Genomic DNA, 19186 nt, shown 5'->3' with positions numbered 1-19186 from the left:
TTATTTAAGGATTAATCATTTTTTCACCACATTCGTCCCGCAAGCAACGTCAGACGCACTACCGACAGGCAATCACCCTCCATTACTTCAACAGGAGTGCATATGTCCCCTAACGGACACCCATTAAGAAACATTCTGAAAATACCGTCCTCATAGCATTGCAAGGCGTTGGCCACAGCATGGTCAGCATCAGCCTGTCGATTGTCATATACGATTCCGAATGCCACACGTCCTGTCTCTGCAAGATCGCTTATGCTCTGTTCATCAAGAACCTTATCGGCATTATCAATATCAATGTCAGGGTCTTCAGGCGATGATGCAGCTCTCTTGTTGAAAGCAGCTACACAAGCGCGCACAGTAGCTTCAATAAGAGCCCCTACCGATGCCGGACATCCGTCAATCTCTACAGCAACAGGCTCAATTGTCTGCCTTGTTCGTCCAGGCTTTTTCTGTTCAAAAAAAATTTTCATCTATTATTCAACTCTGGCTTATGGTTACATTTTAGATTCATGACATGAAACAATAGCCACACTCCGGCATGCTACTGTTTCAGTATAAAATTCGGATCCATCTACTGTGCCTATGCTATAATTTTATTTACAATAGAGTTTATTCCAGGCAAATTTTTAGCATCATAAAACGATATTAGCATTTTAGAATCCGATTCATTAATATCATAAATATTAGGCACTTTCAGTTTTTTGATGTACTGACTTTGCCATCGTGGATACCCTCCATTCATATTGTTGGATAATCGTGACAGTTGAGACACGATGAAATCAGACATCAAAAAAGCACTCAATATCTTGAGATTATCAATATCACCACCTGTGATATAATATAAATTATGATGAGGGTAAAAATGACCGGCATCAATCAAAATTTGATTATTGGCAGAGATATCTGGTAATAATATTTTAGGTTGAAACAAAAGATGTTTATACACCTTATCAATAGTTCGATACCAATAGGTTGGATTTTTCCGGGACACATGCCTGTTTTGCAACCGTTCTTTGTGAAGTTCCATATATGCACGCGCTTTTGGATACATCGAAAGGTCTATGATGTTACCATCTTTATCAAAAGGATTGAATAGATAATTACCACTCCATTTTAGATTATTATTTTTAATATCTTTTGATATAAGGATCGGAAGTAATAAGTCTTCTTCTACAGAATCAATCAAATGTTTGCCAATAAAAATTTTATCAGCTCCTGTAGCAACACCGATACCTATTTTAAAACCAAGTTCTTCAATAGATGTCAACTTTAAATGATTCGAAATAACATTAAACGTATCATACCAGTCTCCATTATGAGGCATCTTATGCTCTTCTCCATCAAATACATGAGGGAATGACAAAGAATCTAAATTCTCAACATCAATATACCTGAAAGTATCCCCCGCCGGATTATTAGTAATCAGGCTTATTGCTGGATATGCAATCACTTCTTCTTGGAAAGGATTAAACTTCTCCAAGTTCACAATTACCCGAAGATCAAAAGTTGAAGAAATCATATTTCTCAGGTTGTAACCATACTGATTTTTCAACCATCTATTGGAACAAATAAAACAATGCTTTCCTCTTGGTTTTAAAAGACTCAAAGACTTTTCAAAAAATGGAATATATAAATCAGCCCTATGTCTAAAAGTAAAAAATAGCTGTCGATATATGTCTTTTTTACTCTTTGGTATTTGCTCTTGACGAACATATGGAGGATTACCTATTATTAAATCAGCTTTCTCCACATCTGCCAGTAAGAAATCTTCGAGCCTGAATGTACATGTGTCTAATTCTATTGTTGGGTCGAACTTATGAATTTTATGTATACATTTTTCAATCTTTGCTTCATCAATATCAAAACAAACTAAACAACGCTTTATCGCTTCATTTAAATTGAATTTGTATTTTTTGGCAGATTGAGATAATCGATAAATAATCTCCAGAACGAACTCTCCTTCTCCACAAGAAGGCTCAATAACGGTAATAGAGGATAAATCACGGTCTGAAGTATATTCAGACAAATCTAACATATACTTTGTTATGTTCGGTGATGTAAACACATCTCCGTGTTTTTTACCATTCAACCTATTTCCATACATGTTATTCAAATTCGTTAGCGACTCCCTGCAAATAACCAGAGAACGCAGACAAAAATGTATTTATTGAAATATCCTCTGCAACATCTCCATATGCATCGGAGTCCGATGTCCAAAGTAAAGCAGTAGACGTGTAATATCGTTCCAAAATTAATTTTCGGCACAGAATAGAGTATCGGTCAAGATATGATGTGTTTTTGAATTCGTCCAACACCCCAAAGTGAGGTTCGGCAACCCTAACTACTGACATCGACTTTGCACAACGTTCAACGGTCATTAAGTAACCAACCCACGGTGCGTTCTGATTCGGAAACACATTCTCTCGAAATGCAGTCCAAAGATCGACAGCAGAACCCAATGCTTCTTCTGTCCTATTGTTAAAATTATTTCCGAACGACCCGACTTGTGATTTGAACTCAATAACGGCTATAAGTTTCTTTGTAGGAGAAATAATTAAAAAATCCCAATCCTTCGTTGGTCTGAAATATCCAGGCAGTTGGTTGTTACGTGTATAGATGCACTCTTGAGGAATACCTGAATCCAATGCAATTTTTGTAAGAAGTGCAACAAAACCATCCATTTGTTTGCCACCAGTTACCGCTCCACGATTACCAGCATCTTGGACATCTCGATTAATTTGATCATTCAATTGCTTATTTCTTGTATTCCAAAAATACGCAATAGCATTTTGAATTAAATCAGCATATTTATCTATTTTAAAAGACATATTTACCCAATGTATTTTATAATATTACAAAGTTACTACAAAAAATGAAATGCGGAAAGATATTATGATAGAATGTAGAGTGTTTCTGAACACTGATATACCTACTTGTATAAATGCAGGTCCAACTGTCAATTCCAATCCAACAATCGGGTATTTTTTCCAAAAGCGGGACATGAATACCGGAAAAAATCGTATTTTTGCACATTCGTTATAACACTAAACAAACTATTATTGACAATGCTGGACTTTGCAGCAATAGATTTTGAGACAGCCAACGGACAACGCTCAAGCGTATGCAGTGTTGGCATTGTTATAGTTCGTAACGGACAGATTGTTGATGAATTTTACAGCCTCATACAGCCTGCCCCCAACTACTATACTTATTGGACCACCGAAATCCATGGACTTACACGCCTTGACACTGACGGACAACCTGACTTCCCTCAGGTATGGGCGCAAATAGAAGATAAAATAAAAGGATTGCCACTTGTGGCTCACAACCGCCCATTTGATGAAAGCTGCCTTAAAGCTGTATTTGAAGAATACGGCATGGAATATCCTGGCTATGAATTTCATTGCACACTTGCCGCATCACGCCGAACACTCAAGCTCCCAAGCCATCAGCTCCATCTTGTGGCAGCCGAATGCGGCTACGAAATGGAAAACCATCATAATGCGCTTGCCGACGCAGAAGCATGTGCAGCAATCGCACTAAAGATATTGTAACTCTACAATAACCGGTTGTCTGTATTCACACATGTGCAACCGACTGAATCAGACAGCCATTCAACAACGCGCAGGAGACTTTTCTGACGTTTTCTTCGGCTTTTCCAGAGATTTTTCTTAACTTTGCAACTTGAATTATTCATGATAGATGACAGCAATCGCTACAAAGACACGCGAACGCCTTCTTGACGTGGCACGCCAGCTCTTCGCCAGCAATGGTGTGGAGCGTACCACCATGAACGACATCGCCACAGCCTCTGACAAGGGGAGACGCACCATATACACCTACTTTAAAAACAAAAAGGAGATATATGATGCCGTTATAGAACGCGAAGCAGATGCCATAGTCAAAAGGTTTCGTGACATAGTATACTCCGACCTTGAACCTGTGGAGATGCTGCGGGCATATATACGTGCCCGGTTCGATGTTGTAGACGAGACAATCAAGGCGTCAGCTACAAGCCAGCTCATATCTTACTTGACCCTTGACTATAAAAGGCTTGAAAGAATCCGCCGTCTTGCTGTCGAGAAAGAGCGAGGTCTGTACAAAGCAATGATCGACAAAGGCATCGAACGCGGTGTGTTCGACCCGCATCAAGGCTCCATTATTCCGGCTATACATCAGATGCTGTTCCAAGGAGTGGATTACTGCCACCTGCGTGGAGACTACAAGGACATAGGCACTGACCCTGCCTCTTTCCGGGAGGACACGATAGAATTCATCACCAAGACCCTCGTAATCCGGCACGATTAATCAATTCTAATTAACACAATACTTAAAACTATTCTTGATATGAAATTACTTGAAGGAAAAGTCGCACTCATCACCGGTGCCTCACGCGGTATCGGAAAAGGCATCGCACTTAAATTTGCCTCAGAGGGCGCAGATATAGCTTTCACCGACCTATTCGACGATGAAAACATGGCAAACACCGTAAAGGAGATCGAGGCTCTCGGTGTACGTGCTAAGGGTTATGCATCCAATGCTGCTGACTTCGCTCAGACCGAGGAAGTCGTTGCTAAAGTGAAAGAAGATTTCGGACACATCGACGTGCTTGTAAACAACGCAGGAATCACCAAGGACGGCCTTATGCTTAAGATGAGCGAGGCTCAATGGGACGCTGTGATCGATGTGAACCTCAAGAGCGCGTTCAACTACATCCACGCCATCGTGCCCATAATGATGCGTCAGCGTCAAGGATCTATCATCAACATGGCTTCTGTCGTAGGCGTACACGGCAACGCTGGTCAGGCAAACTATGCTGCATCCAAGGCAGGTCTTATCGCCCTTGCCAAGAGCATCGCCCAGGAGGTGGGCTCACGCGGCATCCGCGCCAATGCCATCGCCCCAGGCTTCATTGAGACAGCCATGACTGCGGCTCTCTCCGACGAAGTTCGCAAGGAATGGGCACAGAAGATCCCCCTGCGTCGTGCAGGCCAGGTTGAGGATATCGCCAATGTCGCAACTTTCCTTGCTTCCGACATGTCAAGCTACGTGTCAGGACAGGTGATCGAAGTGGACGGCGGCATGAATATGTAATCCACACCTGTTACTGAATGCTGACTTACAACACCCATCGTCCGCGTCTCGCCTTGCCCGAATATGGTCGTGCCGTGCAACGTATGGTCGACCACTGTCTGACCATAGAGGATCGTGAAGAGCGCACACGTTGCGCCTACTCGATCATCAGTACCATGTCGCGCGTGCAACCCAAGGTGAAAGAACAGGAGGATTGGAAGCAGATACTTTGGGATCATCTGGCATACATGAGCGGATATAAGCTCGACATAGATTATCCAGTCGAAGTGTCCGCACCTGACAAATACTCGTCACAGCCCGACAAGGTGCCTTATCCACGCCGCCACATACGTTACCGTCATTACGGCAAGGATATAGAGCTTATCATAGCAAAAGCTATCGAGATGCCTGAAGGACGCGAAAGGGACGAGCTCGTGATGCTCGTGGCAAACCATATGAAGAAACTGCTTCTCGCCGTCAACAAAGACAGCATAGATGACACAAAGATCTTCAAGGACCTCGCCGAGTATTCCCATGGCATGCTCCGGATCGACCCGGAGAACATGCGCCTGCATGAATTCAAAATCGTAGCACCACCTGCAACTGGCAAGAAAAAGAAGAAACGCTGATGATACTGCGCACTGATATAACCGAAGCCGGAGTGTTCAATAAACCTCACGGCATAAAAGGAGAAATATCCGCCACTCTCGACTATGACACAGACCTCTCGGATGTGAAATGCATAGTAATAGAGATCGAGGGTATTTTCGTACCGTTTTTCATAGTGTCAGTGCGTCCAAAGACGGCTGAAACCTGCCTTCTCACCATCGATGGCATCGACTCGGAAGAGAAAGCCCGCACACTCACAGGGCGGGCGTTCTACCTGCTTAACAGTGATCTTCCTGTCGATGACCCTGATGGCGAGGAGGGGTTTTATGCCTCTGATATGGTGGGATATACAGTAACCGATTCCGAACTCGGAACAATAGGCGAAATAACCGACTACAACGATTCCACCGACAACCTGCTTTTTATAGTAACAACTCCCGACGAAAAAGAGGTATACATCCCTGTGGCTGATGACTTCATAAATGAAATCGACCAGGACACACACACGCTCCATACCACTCTTCCGCAAGGAATAGTAGATCTGAACAACTAACCCAATAAAGCTCCACCCATCATGAAAGAATTTGATGAAAAAGAGGCTGTAAAAGCGATGCGTCAGGCACTCCCACCAGAAGCATCATCCCGATGCAATGATGACGAACTACTCAACATCATCGACATAATATGGGACTGGTACGAGGATCAGGGGCTACTCGACATAGATGCCGAAGCTGACGATGACGACGTGAATGTCGATGCCCTTGTAGCACATGTGCGAAAAATGATCGCCAAAGACAAACTCTCCCCCATTCACCCCGACGAGATAGAACCAATCGTCGCTGCTGAACTCCAGTACGAACAATCCCTCATATGAAAAGACTACTTTCACTACTCACGCTCGCAATCCTCGTGATCCAGTCCACGACTGCCGGACCTAAGGACAAATACACTGACCCCTACAAAGGATATGAGGAGTCAGCATTCATGGATATGGATCTTGAGCAGAATATCATAACTCCCGCTGTAGCATCAAGCGAGCATCAGGCCATAAGCCGATATATGAAAAATATAGGCCAGCAGCTTGCAAACAAAGGTTACATCGTCGACATAATGCGTGATGATGAAGTAGTGGTAGTAACACTCCCCACCGATGAGCTGTTCCATCCCAACGACACATTGCTCTCTCCGGCAGCCCCTGCAAAATTCGGTCCGATAATATCCATACTACGTGACCCCGAGATGTTCAAGCTGGTATATGCCGTGCACACTGACAACACCGGGTCGTCACAATACAATATGTATCTCTCCCACGAGCGCAACAATTCGGTCTACGACTGGCTCCTCGGACAAGTGAGCGAGGATCTTATCGTCATTCCCTACGAGATGGGTGACACAGATCCCATCAAGCCAAATGATTCACGTGCCGGACGCGCTGCCAACCGACGTGTTGAGTTCTTTCTCATCCCCGGTCCAAAAATGATTACACTCGCACATAAAAAGCAATTAAAATAAGAACATCATAGAGCAATGGCTAAAGAACTTAAAGACCTCACCAAGCGTAGCGAGAACTACTCGCAGTGGTATAATGACCTCGTGGTAAAAGCTGACCTCGCTGAGCAGTCAGCAGTGAGAGGTTGCATGGTAATAAAGCCATATGGCTATGCCATATGGGAGAAAATGCAGCAGGAACTTGACCGCATGTTCAAGGAGACCGGTCATCAGAATGCATATTTCCCACTACTGATCCCCAAGTCATTCCTATCCAGGGAAGCCGACCATGTGGAAGGTTTCGCCAAAGAGTGTGCCGTCGTGACTCACTACCGTCTCAAAAATGCCGAGGACGGAAGCGGTGTAGTTGTCGATCCTGCTGCACGTCTTGAAGAAGAACTCATCATACGTCCGACATCTGAAACCATCATCTGGAACACATACCGCAACTGGATACACTCCTATCGCGACCTGCCTATACTCATCAACCAGTGGGCAAACGTGATGCGCTGGGAGATGCGTACACGCATGTTCCTCCGCACGGCAGAATTCCTTTGGCAAGAAGGACACACAGCCCATGCTACCGAACAGGAAGCATGGGAAGAAGCCCGCAGAATGCTTGATATCTATGCAGAATTTGCTGAAAAATACATGGCTGTGCCTGTAATCAAGGGTGTCAAGAGCGCGAACGAGCGTTTTGCCGGAGCTATCGAGACACTTTGTATCGAAGCTATGATGCAGGACGGAAAAGCCCTTCAGGCAGGAACATCACACTTCCTTGGTCAGAACTTCGCCAAAGCGTTTGATGTCACATACGTCAACAAAAACAATCAGCCTGAATATGTATGGGCAACATCATGGGGTGTATCGACCCGACTCATGGGCGCACTCATCATGACCCATTCCGATGACAACGGTCTCGTGCTCCCTCCTCACCTCGCCCCGATACAGGTAGTGATAGTGCCCATCTATAAGAATGATGACCAGAAGTCGGTAATCGCTGATGCAGTAGCCCCAATTGTCAAAGAACTTCGCGCCATGGGTGTAAGCGTCAAGTTTGATGATGCCGACAACAAACGCCCAGGCTTCAAATTTGCCGACTACGAACTTAAGGGTGTGCCCGTACGACTCGCCATAGGTGCCCGCGACATCGAGAACGGCACTGTAGAAGTAATGCGTCGCGACACACTCGAAAAGCACGAGACATCTCTTGAAGGAATTGCGCAATACTGCAAAGATCTCCTTGAAGATATACAGAACAACATATTCAAAAAAGCACTCGACCATCGCGCCTCACTCACACGCACTGTCGACACCTACGAAGAGTTCAAGGAAGAGATCGAAAAGGGCGGCTTCATACTTGCCCATTGGGACGGAACCACCGAGACCGAAGAGAAGATCAAGGAGGAAACAAAGGCAACCATCCGTTGCATACCATTCGAGGGCGACAAGACCCCGGGAGTATGTATGGTTACCGGAAAGCCCTCGGCTCAGCGTGTAATATTCGCACGTAATTACTAACGACATTCCGACATGGATAACAAGGCATTTAACTCACGTTTAGCCAAAACGATCAATCGTGATCCTGAGGAGACCGCGACGCTCATTGACGCATTGGGCAAACTCATGGCTGAGATCGGAACAGGGCTCGATTCGGTTGCTGTGCCTGGATTCGGCACATTCATAACCATAAAGAATGATGAAAATGTGATCACCGACACTGAGTCAGGTCGTCGCACCATAGTCCCCCCGAGCATAAAGATGCACTTCCAGCCAAGTGTCGTACTGCGTAAAAAACTCTCACGATGAACCGTAAAATACCATTCCACGAACTGGCATCCCTATTAGCTGCCAACTGCAACATTTCGTCGGAGGAGGCTGAAGAATTCATCAAAAGTTTCTTTGATCTCACCACGCAGGCTCTCAGTGAGGGGGAATCACTCAGAATCAAAGGTATAGGAGCTTTTGAACTTTCAGATGACAAAGATGACCCTATCATCTTTACGCCTGACGAATCAATTGCCGAAACCATAAACGCACCTTTCGCTCTTTTTGAGCCGGAAGAGATATGTGACAACATATCGGAAGAAACTCTTGCTGAAATCATGGAGGACGGAACCATGGGTGCAATTTCCCAATCCGAGTCTGAGCCACAGGTTGAAAGCACCACCGAACCACTTGAAGAAACAATGGTGGAAGCAACTGAGATTGACAATCCTGTAGAGGGCCCGTCAAGCAAACCTGAGGAAGAGACTGAAACCACTATCGAAGCAGAAGCGGAAACTATAACGGATGAACCATTAGTACCCGAAACCACTGATGAACCAGAACCGAAACACGAAATTGAATCAGAAATAGCTCCTAATGTTGTGGCTGAAGATACAAATGAGGTCGCAGCAGCAACAACGGAAACGGCTGTAGCAACCAAATCGGAAGCTGTCACTGTGACAAAACCTGAAACCACAATAACTGTAGGCGCAACAGAAAAACCGACATATCCCACTCAGGTTATCACTCCCTTCCCGGAGGAAGAGCCTGAAGAGTATATCGAACCTGCACGTGGAAAATCAGGAGGAAGTTTCGGATGGGGATTCCTGGTTGGCATACTCGTAGGACTCGCCATCGGTGCCTGCGGAGTGTATTTGGCAATCGACTATCTGGTTCCCACAAATACACCGTCTGAAAATGTCGAGGAAGTTGCCGCTGACGATATCGCATCCGAAGAAGAGGTCCAGGCATTGATCGCCGAAGCGGAAGCAGTCCTGAGCGATACCATCGCTGCTGCTCCGATAGTAAGCCCCGAGCAGGCTCAGATTATAGCAGAAGCAAATCCGCAGGCAAATGAAACCATAAGCGAACCTGCACCTCAAAAAGAAGATGTAGAACAAAAAAAGGGACCGGCTCCTCAACCACAAAATAAGATTGTTAAAGATAAAGTTCGTTCCGGATATCTTCTACATGATATGGCAAAGAAACACTATGGCAACAAATGTTTCTGGGTATATATCTACGAAGAGAACAAGTCAAAAATCACAAATCCCAACCGTGTGAGTCCAGGACTTGAGCTTGTGATCCCGGCTGCTGAAAAATACGGCATCAATGCATCCAGCTCTGCCAGTGTCAATGCCGCAAATGCCAAGGCAAGCAAGATTCTGACAAAATATCCGCGATAGGAGGATTTACACTTTATCACATATGGCAAAGATTCATTAAGCTATTTTAATTAAAAATGCCATCTTCAGCACCAGTCTGAAGATGGCATTTTTTGTAAAATTAACACACCTTTTTCACACTTTGTTTGTTATAATATATAATTTTGTATTACAAATAAAGATAATATACAACTCAAAAACACCATAACTATTACACCTCGTATTATGAGCGAAACGGTTAATATAAGAGAGCTCAACGACCTCGTTGCAGGCAAGAGCAACTTTATCAGTCTGGTCACACAAGGAATGGACCAGACTATCGTAGGTCAGAAACATCTCGTAGACTCCCTGCTCATCGCCCTCCTGTCCAACGGACATGTACTTCTTGAGGGTGTGCCCGGTCTTGCCAAAACTCTTGCCATCAAGACCCTCGCACAAGTCATCGATGCAAAATACAGCCGTATACAGTTTACTCCTGACCTCCTCCCTGCCGATGTGACAGGCACCATGATCTACAGTATACAGAAAGAGCAATTCCAGATAAAGAAAGGTCCGATATTCGCCAACTTCGTGCTTGCTGACGAGATCAACCGAGCTCCGGCGAAAGTGCAGAGCGCGCTGCTCGAAGCCATGCAGGAACGTCAGGTAACCATCGGTGATGACACCTTCCAGCTTGATGAACCGTTCCTGGTTATGGCTACACAGAACCCTATCGAACAGGAAGGCACCTATCCCCTGCCTGAAGCCCAGGTTGACCGTTTCCTTCTCAAAGTCATTATAGGCTATCCCACCAAAGAGGAGGAAAAGATAATAATCCGTCAGAACATCAGCGGCGAACGCAAAAAGGTTATGCCTTTGCTTCATCCATCTGAAATCACCGAAGTACAGAAGATCGTACAGAAGATCTATCTTGACGAGAAGATCGAGAGGTACATAGTCGACATAGTGTTCGCTACCCGTAATCCTCAGGACCACGGTCTGAAGGATCTTGCCGGAATGATCAGTTTCGGAGCCTCTCCCCGAGCTTCTATAGGCCTTGCACGAGCATCACGCGCTTATGCATTCCTCCGTGGCAGAGGCTATGTGATACCCGAAGATGTTAGGGCTGTGTGTCATGATGTGCTCCGCCATCGTATCGGTCTCACTTACGAAGCCGAGGCCAACAACATTACCACTGACCAGATCATCTCCGAGATACTTGACAAGGTTGAAGTGCCCTAATTGAGTAATGTGTAATATCGCAGACTGATGGAAGCAAACGAACTGCTAAAGAAAGTAAGGAAAATCGACATAAAGACTCGTGGTCTCTCCCAGAATATATTTGCGGGAGAGTACCACACGGCCTTTAAGGGAAGAGGTATGACGTTTGCCGAGGTCAGGGAATACCAGTATGGTGACGATGTACGCGACATTGACTGGAATGTCACTGCTCGCCATAACCGCCCATACATCAAGGTATATGAGGAGGAACGCGAGCTTACTGTGATGCTTCTAATCGACGTGTCACGAAGCCGTCTCTTCGGAGCTGTCGGAGAGGACAAGCGTGAGATGATTGCCGAGATTGCTGCGACAATAGCCTACTCTGCCATCACCAACAATGATAAGATCGGCGTAATCTTCTTTTCCGACAAAATCGAGAAGTTCATCCCACCCAAGAAGGGTAAGAAACACATCCTGTTGATCATACGTGAACTTATCGACTTCACACCTGAAAACCCAGGCACCGACATCGGTGTGGCTCTTCGCTATATGACTGATGCCCTCAAGAAAAGATGTACGACATTCCTCATCTCTGACTTCATCGACAAACACGACTACACACGCCAGCTACAGGTGGCATCCAACAAGCACGATATCATAGCCATACAGGTCTATGACAAGCGTGACACCACACTTCCCGATATTGGGCTCATGCGTGTGACAGACCTCGAAAACGGTAAGACAGGATGGATCGACACCTCTTCAAAGTCAACACGTAAAGCCTACAGCAAATGGTGGTACGAGCGTCAGCAGGCTATGACCGAAGCTCTCAGCAAAAGCCGCGTAGACCTCGCATCCATTGCTACCGATGAGGATTTCGCCCGCGCCTTAATGGCTCTCTTCAAGAACCGTGGCGTCAGATAATGACGCCGCGCATCGTAAGATTAACGTTCAAAAGTATGATCCGACACATACGCATATTATTTGCCATCCTCGCATTGTCGATAACATCGGCAGCAACGGTATCAGCGCAGACTTCTCTGAAGGTTTCGCTTGACTCTGCTTACCTTCTTATGGGCAAAGCCACACCGATGCATGTCGAACTGATAACATCATCCTCAACCCAAGGGCAGCTTCTTGTCCCCAAGGACACCATTTGCGACAAGGTAGAGATACTCAACGCTCTCAAAGCCGACACCTCCGATATAGGCAACGGCCGTATACAGATCAATCAGGAACTGCTGCTGCAATCGTTCGACTCAGGCACCTACGTACTCAATCCTATACGTTATGTACAGGGCAACGAGACAGTGGCATCCAACCGACTTGTATTAAAAGTGATGCCGGTTCCCGTAGATACCCTCACTACCATACATGACTACGCTGATGTCGAAAACGTAGACCGCAAGTTTATAGATTATCTTCCGGATTTCCTGGTAGATTACGGACTGTGGATATTTGCTCTCATAATCATCCTCGGCGCAGGTTACTACCTGTTCAGACGTATGTCACGCAACAAGGGTGAGACAAAGGAGAAAGCCATAGTAATCCCCCTTACGAACTTGCATTGCAGGAACTTGACTCACTTCGTTCCGACAAGCTATGTGAACAGGGGCGTGAACGTGAATTCTACACCCGACTCACCGACATTCTGCGTCAATATCTCCAGGGTCGCTTCGGCATAAATGCCATGGAGATGACATCGACACAGATACGCCATATGCTGCAAGCCAATGATGAGACACGACTGAGCAAACGCAATATGGAACAGGTGCTTGAGACAGCTGACTTCGTGAAGTTCGCCAAGGTTCGACCTCTTCCCGAGGACAACACTCGCTCCTTCAATTCGGCAATGCAATTTGTCGAGGACACCAAACCTCTACCACCGGTCGATCAGGATAAATCCGACAGCCCGGCAGCTCCGGCAGAAAAAACATCAACATCTGAAACTGAAAAATAAATAAATATGCAACTGGCTCATCCACATTACCTATGGCTGCTACTTGTGTTAGTGCCGCTTATAGCGTGGTACATCTATAAGCACCGCTCGTTGCATCCGTCACTCGCGATATCATCTACGAAGCCATTCGCCAAGCTTCGCACACCGCTACGTGCATGGCTTATCCACCTTGTATTCCTGCTCCAGCTCGCGACAATCGCATGCGTCATAGTGATCCTAGCACGACCCCAGACTCGTGACTCATGGAACACATCGAGTGTAGAAGGCACAGATATTGTCCTTGCCCTAGATATCTCCACATCAATGCTAGCACGCGATTTCAAGCCCGACCGTTTCGAGGCGGCCAAAGAAGTAGCAGCTAAGTTCGTGTCAGGGAGAGAGGGTGACAACATCGGACTTGTTATATTTGCCGCAGAAAGCTTCACTTCACTGCCGATGACCACCGACCGATCAATGATTGCCAACTACATCAACGACATAAAGATGGGGATGCTTCAGGACGGCACAGCTATCGGTGACGGACTTGCCACATCCATAAATCGAATCAAGGAGGGGAAAGCCAAATCAAAAAGCATCATACTCCTCACCGACGGTTCCAACAACACTGGTAATGTCGCACCAATAACAGCGTCAGAGATAGCCAAGCAACTTGGCATCAAGGTATACACAATAGGAATTGGCACAAACGGCACAGCTCCTTACCCACAGGAGAATGAATTCGGACGCATCGTATACACCCCGCTCCCGGTCGTGATCGACGAGGCAACCCTCAAGACCATTGCTGAGAACACCGGTGGCAAATATTTCCGTGCAACAGGCAATAATGTGCTCAAGGATATATTTGCTGAAATAGACAGGCTTGAAAAGACCAAAATGGATCTACGCAATTTCTCGTCCACCGAGGATGACTATATGCCTTGGGCGATTGCCGCACTCAGTCTTTTCGGTCTTGCAGTATTATTGCGTTACACTCTCCTTCGCACAATTCCCTAAGCTCTATTTTAGGTATGATTACATTTGCCTATCCCCATCTGTTATATCTCCTGTTACTGCTGCCAGTAGTTGCAGGCCTATATCTGTGGTCACGTATCGCACGCAAGCGTAAGCTGCGCCGATTCGGAAATCCCGAGACTCTCGCTCATCTCATGCCTGAGGTGTCACGCTATATGCCATGGGTAAAACTCATATTCTCTTTACTCATTATTGCAGTGCTCGTGATAATGCTCGCCCGCCCGCGAGCTACATCAGGACTCGATGCCGATGTAGCCGAGACCGAGACATCGCGAGGCATAGAAGTGATGGTGTGTCTTGACGTCTCCAACTCAATGCTTGCCTCATCCACCGACGATGAGGCAGGAGTGAGCCGTCTGCAACGAGCAAAGTTCATCCTCGAAAAACTGATCGACAAGATGACCAACGACAAGGTAGGACTTATAGTCTTTGCCGGAGACGCCTATACGCAGCTTCCCATCACATCCGACTATATCTCTGCAAAAATGTTTGTCAACTCCATCACCACTGACATGGTGCCCACCCAAGGAACTGCCATAGGGGCAGCACTTGAAATGGCAATGAACTCATTCACTCCTACCGAAGATATGGGTAAGGCAATCGTCCTGCTGACCGATGCGGAGAACTTCGAGGACAATGCCGTTGACGCAGCCAAGCGAGCTTCGGGAGCAGGCATACAGGTGGACGTGATCGGACTCGGCACATCCCGCGGAGCACGCATCCCATTAGGCAATGGCAGGTACATGATCAATCCAATGACCGGTGAAGAGGTTGTGACCCGCCATGATGAATCGACAGGTGCCGAGATAGCCAAAGCCGGGGACGGCATATACGTCAACGGCGCATCCACTTCGGCGATAAATGCTGTCGACACAAAGATGGACGAACTTAAACAGGCTGAATTCGAACGAAAATCGTTCTCGCCTCAGAGTGAACAATTCCCAATAGTAGCCTGGATAGCACTGCTACTTCTTGTAGCCGACATATTCGTGGTTACACGCAAGATCTCCTGGCTCAAAAAATATCGTTTCTTCACCAAAGAGGAAGGAGGCGAAAAATGAAAAGACTACATATCTTAATATTGGCTTCCATATTTGTTATGCCTGCCGTAAGCCTGCATGCTGAGGACAATTCAACCCGCATGGAGCGCAATCTAATAGTCGAAGGCAACAAACTGTACCACGACAAGAAGTATGCGGATGCAGAAGTCGCATACCGGAAGGCTCTTGAAATTGATGCTATGAATGAGATAGCCCAGTTCAACCTTGCAGCTTCCCTGCTTCGTCAGGGGACATCGACCGGAGAGAACGAAAAGCAGGCATCACAGATACTCGGCAAGCTCGCAAGCGATGCCGAAAATATGTCTGTAGCTGAAAAAGCGTTTTACAACCTTGGCAACATCGCATTCAACGGTCAGGACTATGCCAAAAGTATCGAACTTTACAAGAATGCCCTTAGACGCAATCCTGACAATGATCAGGCTCGTGAGAATCTTCGCTTAGCTCAGAAACGACTCGAAGAACAGCAGAATCAGGACCAGAATCAGGACCAGAATCAGGACCAGAATCAGGATCAGAACAAGGATCAGAACAAGGATCAGAACAAGGACGAAAATAAAGAACAGAACAAAGACCAGAATAAGGATCAGAACCAAGATCAAAAGGATCAAAATCAAGACCAGAACAAGGACCAAGACCAAAACAAAGATCAGCAACAGCCTCAGCAGGACCAGCAACAGCAGCCTCAGCAACAACGCCAGCAGTCCGGTATAAGCAAAGAGAATGCCGAAAAAATTCTCAAGGCTATGGAAAATGAGGAAAATGCCACCCGCCAACGCGTCAATGCAGAACGGCAGAAGAATGGCGCTCCCGGTCGACGTCAGGTCACCAACCCATGGTAACATAAGCCTTGTCAGTCAGGCTATATTCAGGTCAATCCAATATCCGCAAATGAAACGTTTCTCCATACTATTTATAATATTAGCCATATTCACCGTCTCAATAGCAGCCGGAAATGTGAGCTTCACTGTCAAAGCCCCCGGAAGAATATATGAGGGTGACAAATTTCCTGTGACATTCCGTCTCACCAACGCCGACGGCTCCGACCTAAAAGTATCTGCAATCGACGGATGCACACTGCTGTTCGGTCCATCCACATCACAGTCTCAGAGCTACAGTGTGGTGAACGGACGCGCCGAGTCATCGTCAGCCATAGAATACACCTACTATTACAGGGCTGACAAGGCAGGACAGTTCACCATACCTGCCGCATCAGTGCTCGCTGACGGCAAAAGGCTTACCACTGCACCTGCCAACTTCACCGTTCATGAACGTGCAGAGCGCGATACTCCAGGCTCACAACGCCCGGTGGCAGTGGACGACGTAGACACCCAGACAGCAGGGCGCAAGGTGAATGCCGACGACGTGTTTGTCCGTATCATACTGTCACGCAACTCAGCATATGAACAAGAGGCTATCGGATGTACCATCAAACTGTACACCAAATACTCCATATCCTCATTCATGCCTACCCGCCAGCCATCATTTGACGGATTTCTCATTCAGGAACTTGATGTACAGCCAGCTCTCAATGAAATCGAGAATTACCGCGGACAGGACTACATGACTGCAATCCTCAAACATTGTATCATATTTCCGCAGAAGAGCGGCAAGCTCACCATCAATTCGGGCAACTATGACATCTCCGTCATACAGTATGACAATGTCAATATGGGAATGTTCCAGGTACGCCAGCCACGAGAGACCAAAATCAAGGTCAGCTCCAACACCGGTTCAATCGACATCCAGCCCCTACCCTCTCCAAAGCCCGAAGGCTTCAACGGAGCCGTAGGCGAATTCAAGGTGGAATCCCGTCTTGTCGGGAATTCATTCCGCACCAATGACCCTGCCACCCTATTCTACACCATCTCCGGAACAGGCAACATCAAGTACCTCAAGGAGCCTCAGATAGATTTCCCGACCGAATTTGAACAGTACACTCCAAAGAGTGACATCCAAACAAGTGTCAGCGGCAACGAGGTTTCAGGCACAATGACTGTAGAATACACCTTTGTACCGCAGAGTGTGGGGGAATTCACTATCGGAAGCGACAAATTCGTTTACTTTGATCCAGCCAAGCGGGACTATGTGACCCTCAGCACTCCCACTTATCCGATCAAGGTAGCCAAAGGACTTTCCACCCCTGCTCCAACCGAGGACCAGAAAGCCATAGAAAACAAAAATTCCGACATCCGACACATCTATCTTGGCGACAAGAATCCATCAAAAAGCCACTCAATAGTAGTGACAACTACAGGCTACTGGATGCTCTATCTCGGACTGCTCATTGCAGCTGCTGCCATAATCATTGCCAACCGGACGCGTGCACGCCGTAATGCAGACGTAACTCGCATGCGCACAGCCAAGGCTAACAAGGTAGCGACCAAACGTCTCAAACTTGCCGGCAAATATCTCTCGGCAGGGGACAATGACAAGTTCTATGAAGAGATGCTCCATGCATTATGGGGATATCTATCCGACAAACTTTCCATACCCCTGTCACAGCTCAATCGTCAGAACATAGTGGAAAGACTCTCCGAAAAAGAATATTCCGAGGAAACCATATCGTCAATAGTCAACGTTCTTGACGAATGCGAGATGGCACGTTACACACCTGACAGCTCCACCCGCATGGATTCAATATATGAGGAAGGAGCAAAAGCAATCAACAATCTTGAAAAACGATGAAAAAACTTCTGTTCGCCATATTAATGCTGCTCGGCACTTTTGCCGCAAGCCGCGCCGAATCACCACTGATATCTCAGGCAGATTCAGCCTACAATGCCGATAACTTCCGCCTGGCTGCCGACATCTATCTTAATGTAATCCAAGAGGAAGGACCGTCAGCCAAACTTTACTACAATCTCGGCAACTCATATTACCGACTTGGCGAGATGGGCAATGCCATCCTTTCCTACGAACGTGCCCTGCGCCTTGACCCTGCCGACGAGGATGCACGCAACAATCTTGCATTCGTCAACGCCAGGATCACCGACCGCCCAGGCGAACGAGGCACATTTCTCGGAAACGCACTTGACGCCATGTCGGCTTATGCTCATTCCAACGTATGGGCATGGATGGCATTCACATGTTTCATCCTCACACTTGTTGCCCTTATAGCATACCTCTTCTCTCAGGTAGTAAAGATCAGAAAGATAGGATTCTTTGGAGGGATATTCACATTCATAGCCACCTGTGTATGCCTCTTTTTCTCATTCAGGGCAGCAGCAATAGCCACTGACAGCAATGCGGCGATCATCACTGTGCCATCGACCATACTAAGCACCACTCCGAGAGTGCCACAGGACCGAAACCAGGAAGCCATGCTGCTACATGAAGGCACCAAGGTGACCATCCTTGACTCGGTACGCTCCACAACCGACTCCATCCATTCACTATGGTATGACGTAGAGGTTGACAACGCTCATCGCGCATGGATCAATGCTAATGCTGTGCAGAAAATTTGAAATTCAACAGATTACCATAAAAGATGTTTAAAAACATCTTTTATTTCTCAACAAAATATTTGCTTTTGTCATTTTATAGTCATAACTTAGTGACGTGTTAATAAAACAACACACTAAAACTAAACTTTTATAAATACATATTTACTCACCCCCCAAACCGATACTAAA

22 protein-coding genes are annotated in these 19186 nt (G+C 46.4%); 19 read left to right on the top strand and 3 right to left on the bottom strand.

The features are described 5' to 3' along the window. Window positions 1-23: 23 nt before the first annotated feature. From EZ315_RS11355 to EZ315_RS11345, 3 genes are all read right to left on the bottom strand, one after another. A complete protein-coding gene (locus EZ315_RS11355) occupies window positions 24-470 on the bottom strand; it encodes a hypothetical protein (RefSeq protein WP_135472184.1) in 447 nt (148 codons plus the stop codon). Window positions 471-580: 110 nt separating this feature from the next. Further along, window positions 581-2104 (bottom strand): Eco57I restriction-modification methylase domain-containing protein, encoded by a 1524-nt coding sequence (locus tag EZ315_RS11350; RefSeq protein ID WP_262709759.1) that lies wholly within the window; start codon window positions 2102-2104, stop codon window positions 581-583. A gap of 1 nt (window position 2105) precedes the next feature. Continuing rightward, window positions 2106-2828 carry a PaeR7I family type II restriction endonuclease gene (locus tag EZ315_RS11345; protein ID WP_135472182.1) on the bottom strand — a complete coding sequence of 241 codons (723 nt, stop codon included), beginning with the start codon at window positions 2826-2828 and terminating at the stop codon, window positions 2106-2108. A gap of 237 nt (window positions 2829-3065) precedes the next feature. Between EZ315_RS11345 and EZ315_RS11340 the strand changes: the two genes are divergently transcribed. The 19 genes from EZ315_RS11340 to EZ315_RS11250 all read left to right on the top strand — a co-directional run bounded on the left by EZ315_RS11340 (window position 3066) and on the right by EZ315_RS11250 (window position 19018). Further along, on the top strand, window positions 3066-3554 hold the full coding sequence (locus tag EZ315_RS11340) for a 3'-5' exonuclease (RefSeq protein ID WP_135472181.1): 489 nt from the start codon (window positions 3066-3068) through the stop codon (window positions 3552-3554). Between the two features lie 148 nt (window positions 3555-3702). Continuing rightward, on the top strand, window positions 3703-4308 hold the full coding sequence (locus tag EZ315_RS11335) for a TetR/AcrR family transcriptional regulator (RefSeq protein ID WP_135472180.1): 606 nt from the start codon (window positions 3703-3705) through the stop codon (window positions 4306-4308). Window positions 4309-4347: 39 nt separating this feature from the next. Continuing rightward, the gene (fabG, locus tag EZ315_RS11330; protein WP_135472179.1) at window positions 4348-5094 is read left to right on the top strand and encodes a 3-oxoacyl-[acyl-carrier-protein] reductase; all 747 of its coding nucleotides are present in this window, start codon (window positions 4348-4350) and stop codon (window positions 5092-5094) included. 17 nt (window positions 5095-5111) lie between these two features. Next, entirely contained in the window at window positions 5112-5702 is a 591-nt protein-coding gene (locus EZ315_RS11325) for a DUF4290 domain-containing protein (protein WP_242452589.1), read from the top strand. Continuing rightward, complete coding sequence (gene rimM, locus EZ315_RS11320; protein ID WP_135472178.1) at window positions 5702-6235, top strand: ribosome maturation factor RimM; 534 nt, start codon at window positions 5702-5704, stop codon at window positions 6233-6235. Before EZ315_RS11325 ends, rimM begins: the two co-directional genes overlap by 1 nt. 21 nt (window positions 6236-6256) lie before the next feature. Then, window positions 6257-6556, top strand: coding sequence for a hypothetical protein (locus EZ315_RS11315; protein ID WP_135472177.1), 300 nt, complete (start codon window positions 6257-6259; stop codon window positions 6554-6556). Next, entirely contained in the window at window positions 6553-7194 is a 642-nt protein-coding gene (locus EZ315_RS11310; protein WP_135472176.1) for an OmpA family protein, read from the top strand. The genes EZ315_RS11315 and EZ315_RS11310 overlap by 4 nt, the downstream gene beginning before the upstream one ends. A gap of 15 nt (window positions 7195-7209) precedes the next feature. Then, window positions 7210-8691, top strand: coding sequence for a proline--tRNA ligase (proS, locus tag EZ315_RS11305; protein ID WP_135472175.1), 1482 nt, complete (start codon window positions 7210-7212; stop codon window positions 8689-8691). 12 nt (window positions 8692-8703) lie between these two features. Further along, window positions 8704-8979 (top strand): HU family DNA-binding protein, encoded by a 276-nt coding sequence (locus EZ315_RS11300; RefSeq protein WP_135472174.1) that lies wholly within the window; start codon window positions 8704-8706, stop codon window positions 8977-8979. Next, a complete protein-coding gene (locus EZ315_RS11295) occupies window positions 8976-10343 on the top strand; it encodes an HU family DNA-binding protein (protein WP_135472173.1) in 1368 nt (455 codons plus the stop codon). The genes EZ315_RS11300 and EZ315_RS11295 overlap by 4 nt, the downstream gene beginning before the upstream one ends. 204 nt (window positions 10344-10547) lie before the next feature. Continuing rightward, window positions 10548-11543 carry an AAA family ATPase gene (locus EZ315_RS11290; RefSeq protein ID WP_135472172.1) on the top strand — a complete coding sequence of 332 codons (996 nt, stop codon included), beginning with the start codon at window positions 10548-10550 and terminating at the stop codon, window positions 11541-11543. A 27-nt stretch (window positions 11544-11570) separates the two neighbouring features. Further along, entirely contained in the window at window positions 11571-12446 is an 876-nt protein-coding gene (locus EZ315_RS11285) for a DUF58 domain-containing protein (protein WP_135472171.1), read from the top strand. A gap of 35 nt (window positions 12447-12481) precedes the next feature. Beyond that, window positions 12482-13207, top strand: a complete 726-nt coding sequence (locus tag EZ315_RS11280) for a hypothetical protein (RefSeq protein WP_135472170.1) — start codon at window positions 12482-12484, stop codon at window positions 13205-13207. Then, entirely contained in the window at window positions 13090-13482 is a 393-nt protein-coding gene (locus EZ315_RS11275) for a hypothetical protein (RefSeq protein ID WP_135472169.1), read from the top strand. The genes EZ315_RS11280 and EZ315_RS11275 overlap by 118 nt, the downstream gene beginning before the upstream one ends. Window positions 13483-13488: 6 nt before the next feature. Beyond that, a complete protein-coding gene (locus EZ315_RS11270) occupies window positions 13489-14475 on the top strand; it encodes a vWA domain-containing protein (protein ID WP_135472168.1) in 987 nt (328 codons plus the stop codon). Window positions 14476-14489: 14 nt separating this feature from the next. Further along, a complete protein-coding gene (locus EZ315_RS11265; protein WP_135472167.1) occupies window positions 14490-15554 on the top strand; it encodes a vWA domain-containing protein in 1065 nt (354 codons plus the stop codon). After that, window positions 15551-16393 (top strand): tetratricopeptide repeat protein, encoded by an 843-nt coding sequence (locus EZ315_RS11260; protein WP_135472166.1) that lies wholly within the window; start codon window positions 15551-15553, stop codon window positions 16391-16393. Before EZ315_RS11265 ends, EZ315_RS11260 begins: the two co-directional genes overlap by 4 nt. Beyond that, complete coding sequence (locus EZ315_RS11255) at window positions 16314-18239, top strand: BatD family protein (RefSeq protein WP_170957533.1); 1926 nt, start codon at window positions 16314-16316, stop codon at window positions 18237-18239. Before EZ315_RS11260 ends, EZ315_RS11255 begins: the two co-directional genes overlap by 80 nt. Beyond that, the gene (locus EZ315_RS11250; protein ID WP_135472164.1) at window positions 18236-19018 is read left to right on the top strand and encodes a tetratricopeptide repeat protein; all 783 of its coding nucleotides are present in this window, start codon (window positions 18236-18238) and stop codon (window positions 19016-19018) included. The genes EZ315_RS11255 and EZ315_RS11250 overlap by 4 nt, the downstream gene beginning before the upstream one ends. The last annotated feature ends 168 nt before the right edge of the window (window positions 19019-19186 follow it).

It is taken from the genome of Duncaniella freteri, from assembly GCF_004766125.1.
Classification (GTDB): Bacteria; Bacteroidota; Bacteroidia; order Bacteroidales; family Muribaculaceae; genus Duncaniella; species Duncaniella freteri.
This window is presented reverse-complemented; position numbering and strand designations above follow the sequence as displayed.

Coding starts and splice junctions, on each gene's coding strand:
- EZ315_RS11355 (WP_135472184.1), bottom strand. CDS start 470: ATGAAAATTTTTTTTGAACAGAAAAAGCCTGGACGAACAAGGCAGACA.
- EZ315_RS11350 (WP_262709759.1), bottom strand. CDS start 2,104: ATGTATGGAAATAGGTTGAATGGTAAAAAACACGGAGATGTGTTTACA.
- EZ315_RS11345 (WP_135472182.1), bottom strand. CDS start 2,828: ATGTCTTTTAAAATAGATAAATATGCTGATTTAATTCAAAATGCTATT.
- EZ315_RS11340 (WP_135472181.1), top strand. CDS start 3,066: ATGCTGGACTTTGCAGCAATAGATTTTGAGACAGCCAACGGACAACGC.
- EZ315_RS11335 (WP_135472180.1), top strand. CDS start 3,703: ATGACAGCAATCGCTACAAAGACACGCGAACGCCTTCTTGACGTGGCA.
- fabG (WP_135472179.1), top strand. CDS start 4,348: ATGAAATTACTTGAAGGAAAAGTCGCACTCATCACCGGTGCCTCACGC.
- EZ315_RS11325 (WP_242452589.1), top strand. CDS start 5,112: ATGCTGACTTACAACACCCATCGTCCGCGTCTCGCCTTGCCCGAATAT.
- rimM (WP_135472178.1), top strand. CDS start 5,702: ATGATACTGCGCACTGATATAACCGAAGCCGGAGTGTTCAATAAACCT.
- EZ315_RS11315 (WP_135472177.1), top strand. CDS start 6,257: ATGAAAGAATTTGATGAAAAAGAGGCTGTAAAAGCGATGCGTCAGGCA.
- EZ315_RS11310 (WP_135472176.1), top strand. CDS start 6,553: ATGAAAAGACTACTTTCACTACTCACGCTCGCAATCCTCGTGATCCAG.
- proS (WP_135472175.1), top strand. CDS start 7,210: ATGGCTAAAGAACTTAAAGACCTCACCAAGCGTAGCGAGAACTACTCG.
- EZ315_RS11300 (WP_135472174.1), top strand. CDS start 8,704: ATGGATAACAAGGCATTTAACTCACGTTTAGCCAAAACGATCAATCGT.
- EZ315_RS11295 (WP_135472173.1), top strand. CDS start 8,976: ATGAACCGTAAAATACCATTCCACGAACTGGCATCCCTATTAGCTGCC.
- EZ315_RS11290 (WP_135472172.1), top strand. CDS start 10,548: ATGAGCGAAACGGTTAATATAAGAGAGCTCAACGACCTCGTTGCAGGC.
- EZ315_RS11285 (WP_135472171.1), top strand. CDS start 11,571: ATGGAAGCAAACGAACTGCTAAAGAAAGTAAGGAAAATCGACATAAAG.
- EZ315_RS11280 (WP_135472170.1), top strand. CDS start 12,482: ATGATCCGACACATACGCATATTATTTGCCATCCTCGCATTGTCGATA.
- EZ315_RS11270 (WP_135472168.1), top strand. CDS start 13,489: ATGCAACTGGCTCATCCACATTACCTATGGCTGCTACTTGTGTTAGTG.
- EZ315_RS11265 (WP_135472167.1), top strand. CDS start 14,490: ATGATTACATTTGCCTATCCCCATCTGTTATATCTCCTGTTACTGCTG.
- EZ315_RS11260 (WP_135472166.1), top strand. CDS start 15,551: ATGAAAAGACTACATATCTTAATATTGGCTTCCATATTTGTTATGCCT.
- EZ315_RS11255 (WP_170957533.1), top strand. CDS start 16,314: ATGCCACCCGCCAACGCGTCAATGCAGAACGGCAGAAGAATGGCGCTC.
- EZ315_RS11250 (WP_135472164.1), top strand. CDS start 18,236: ATGAAAAAACTTCTGTTCGCCATATTAATGCTGCTCGGCACTTTTGCC.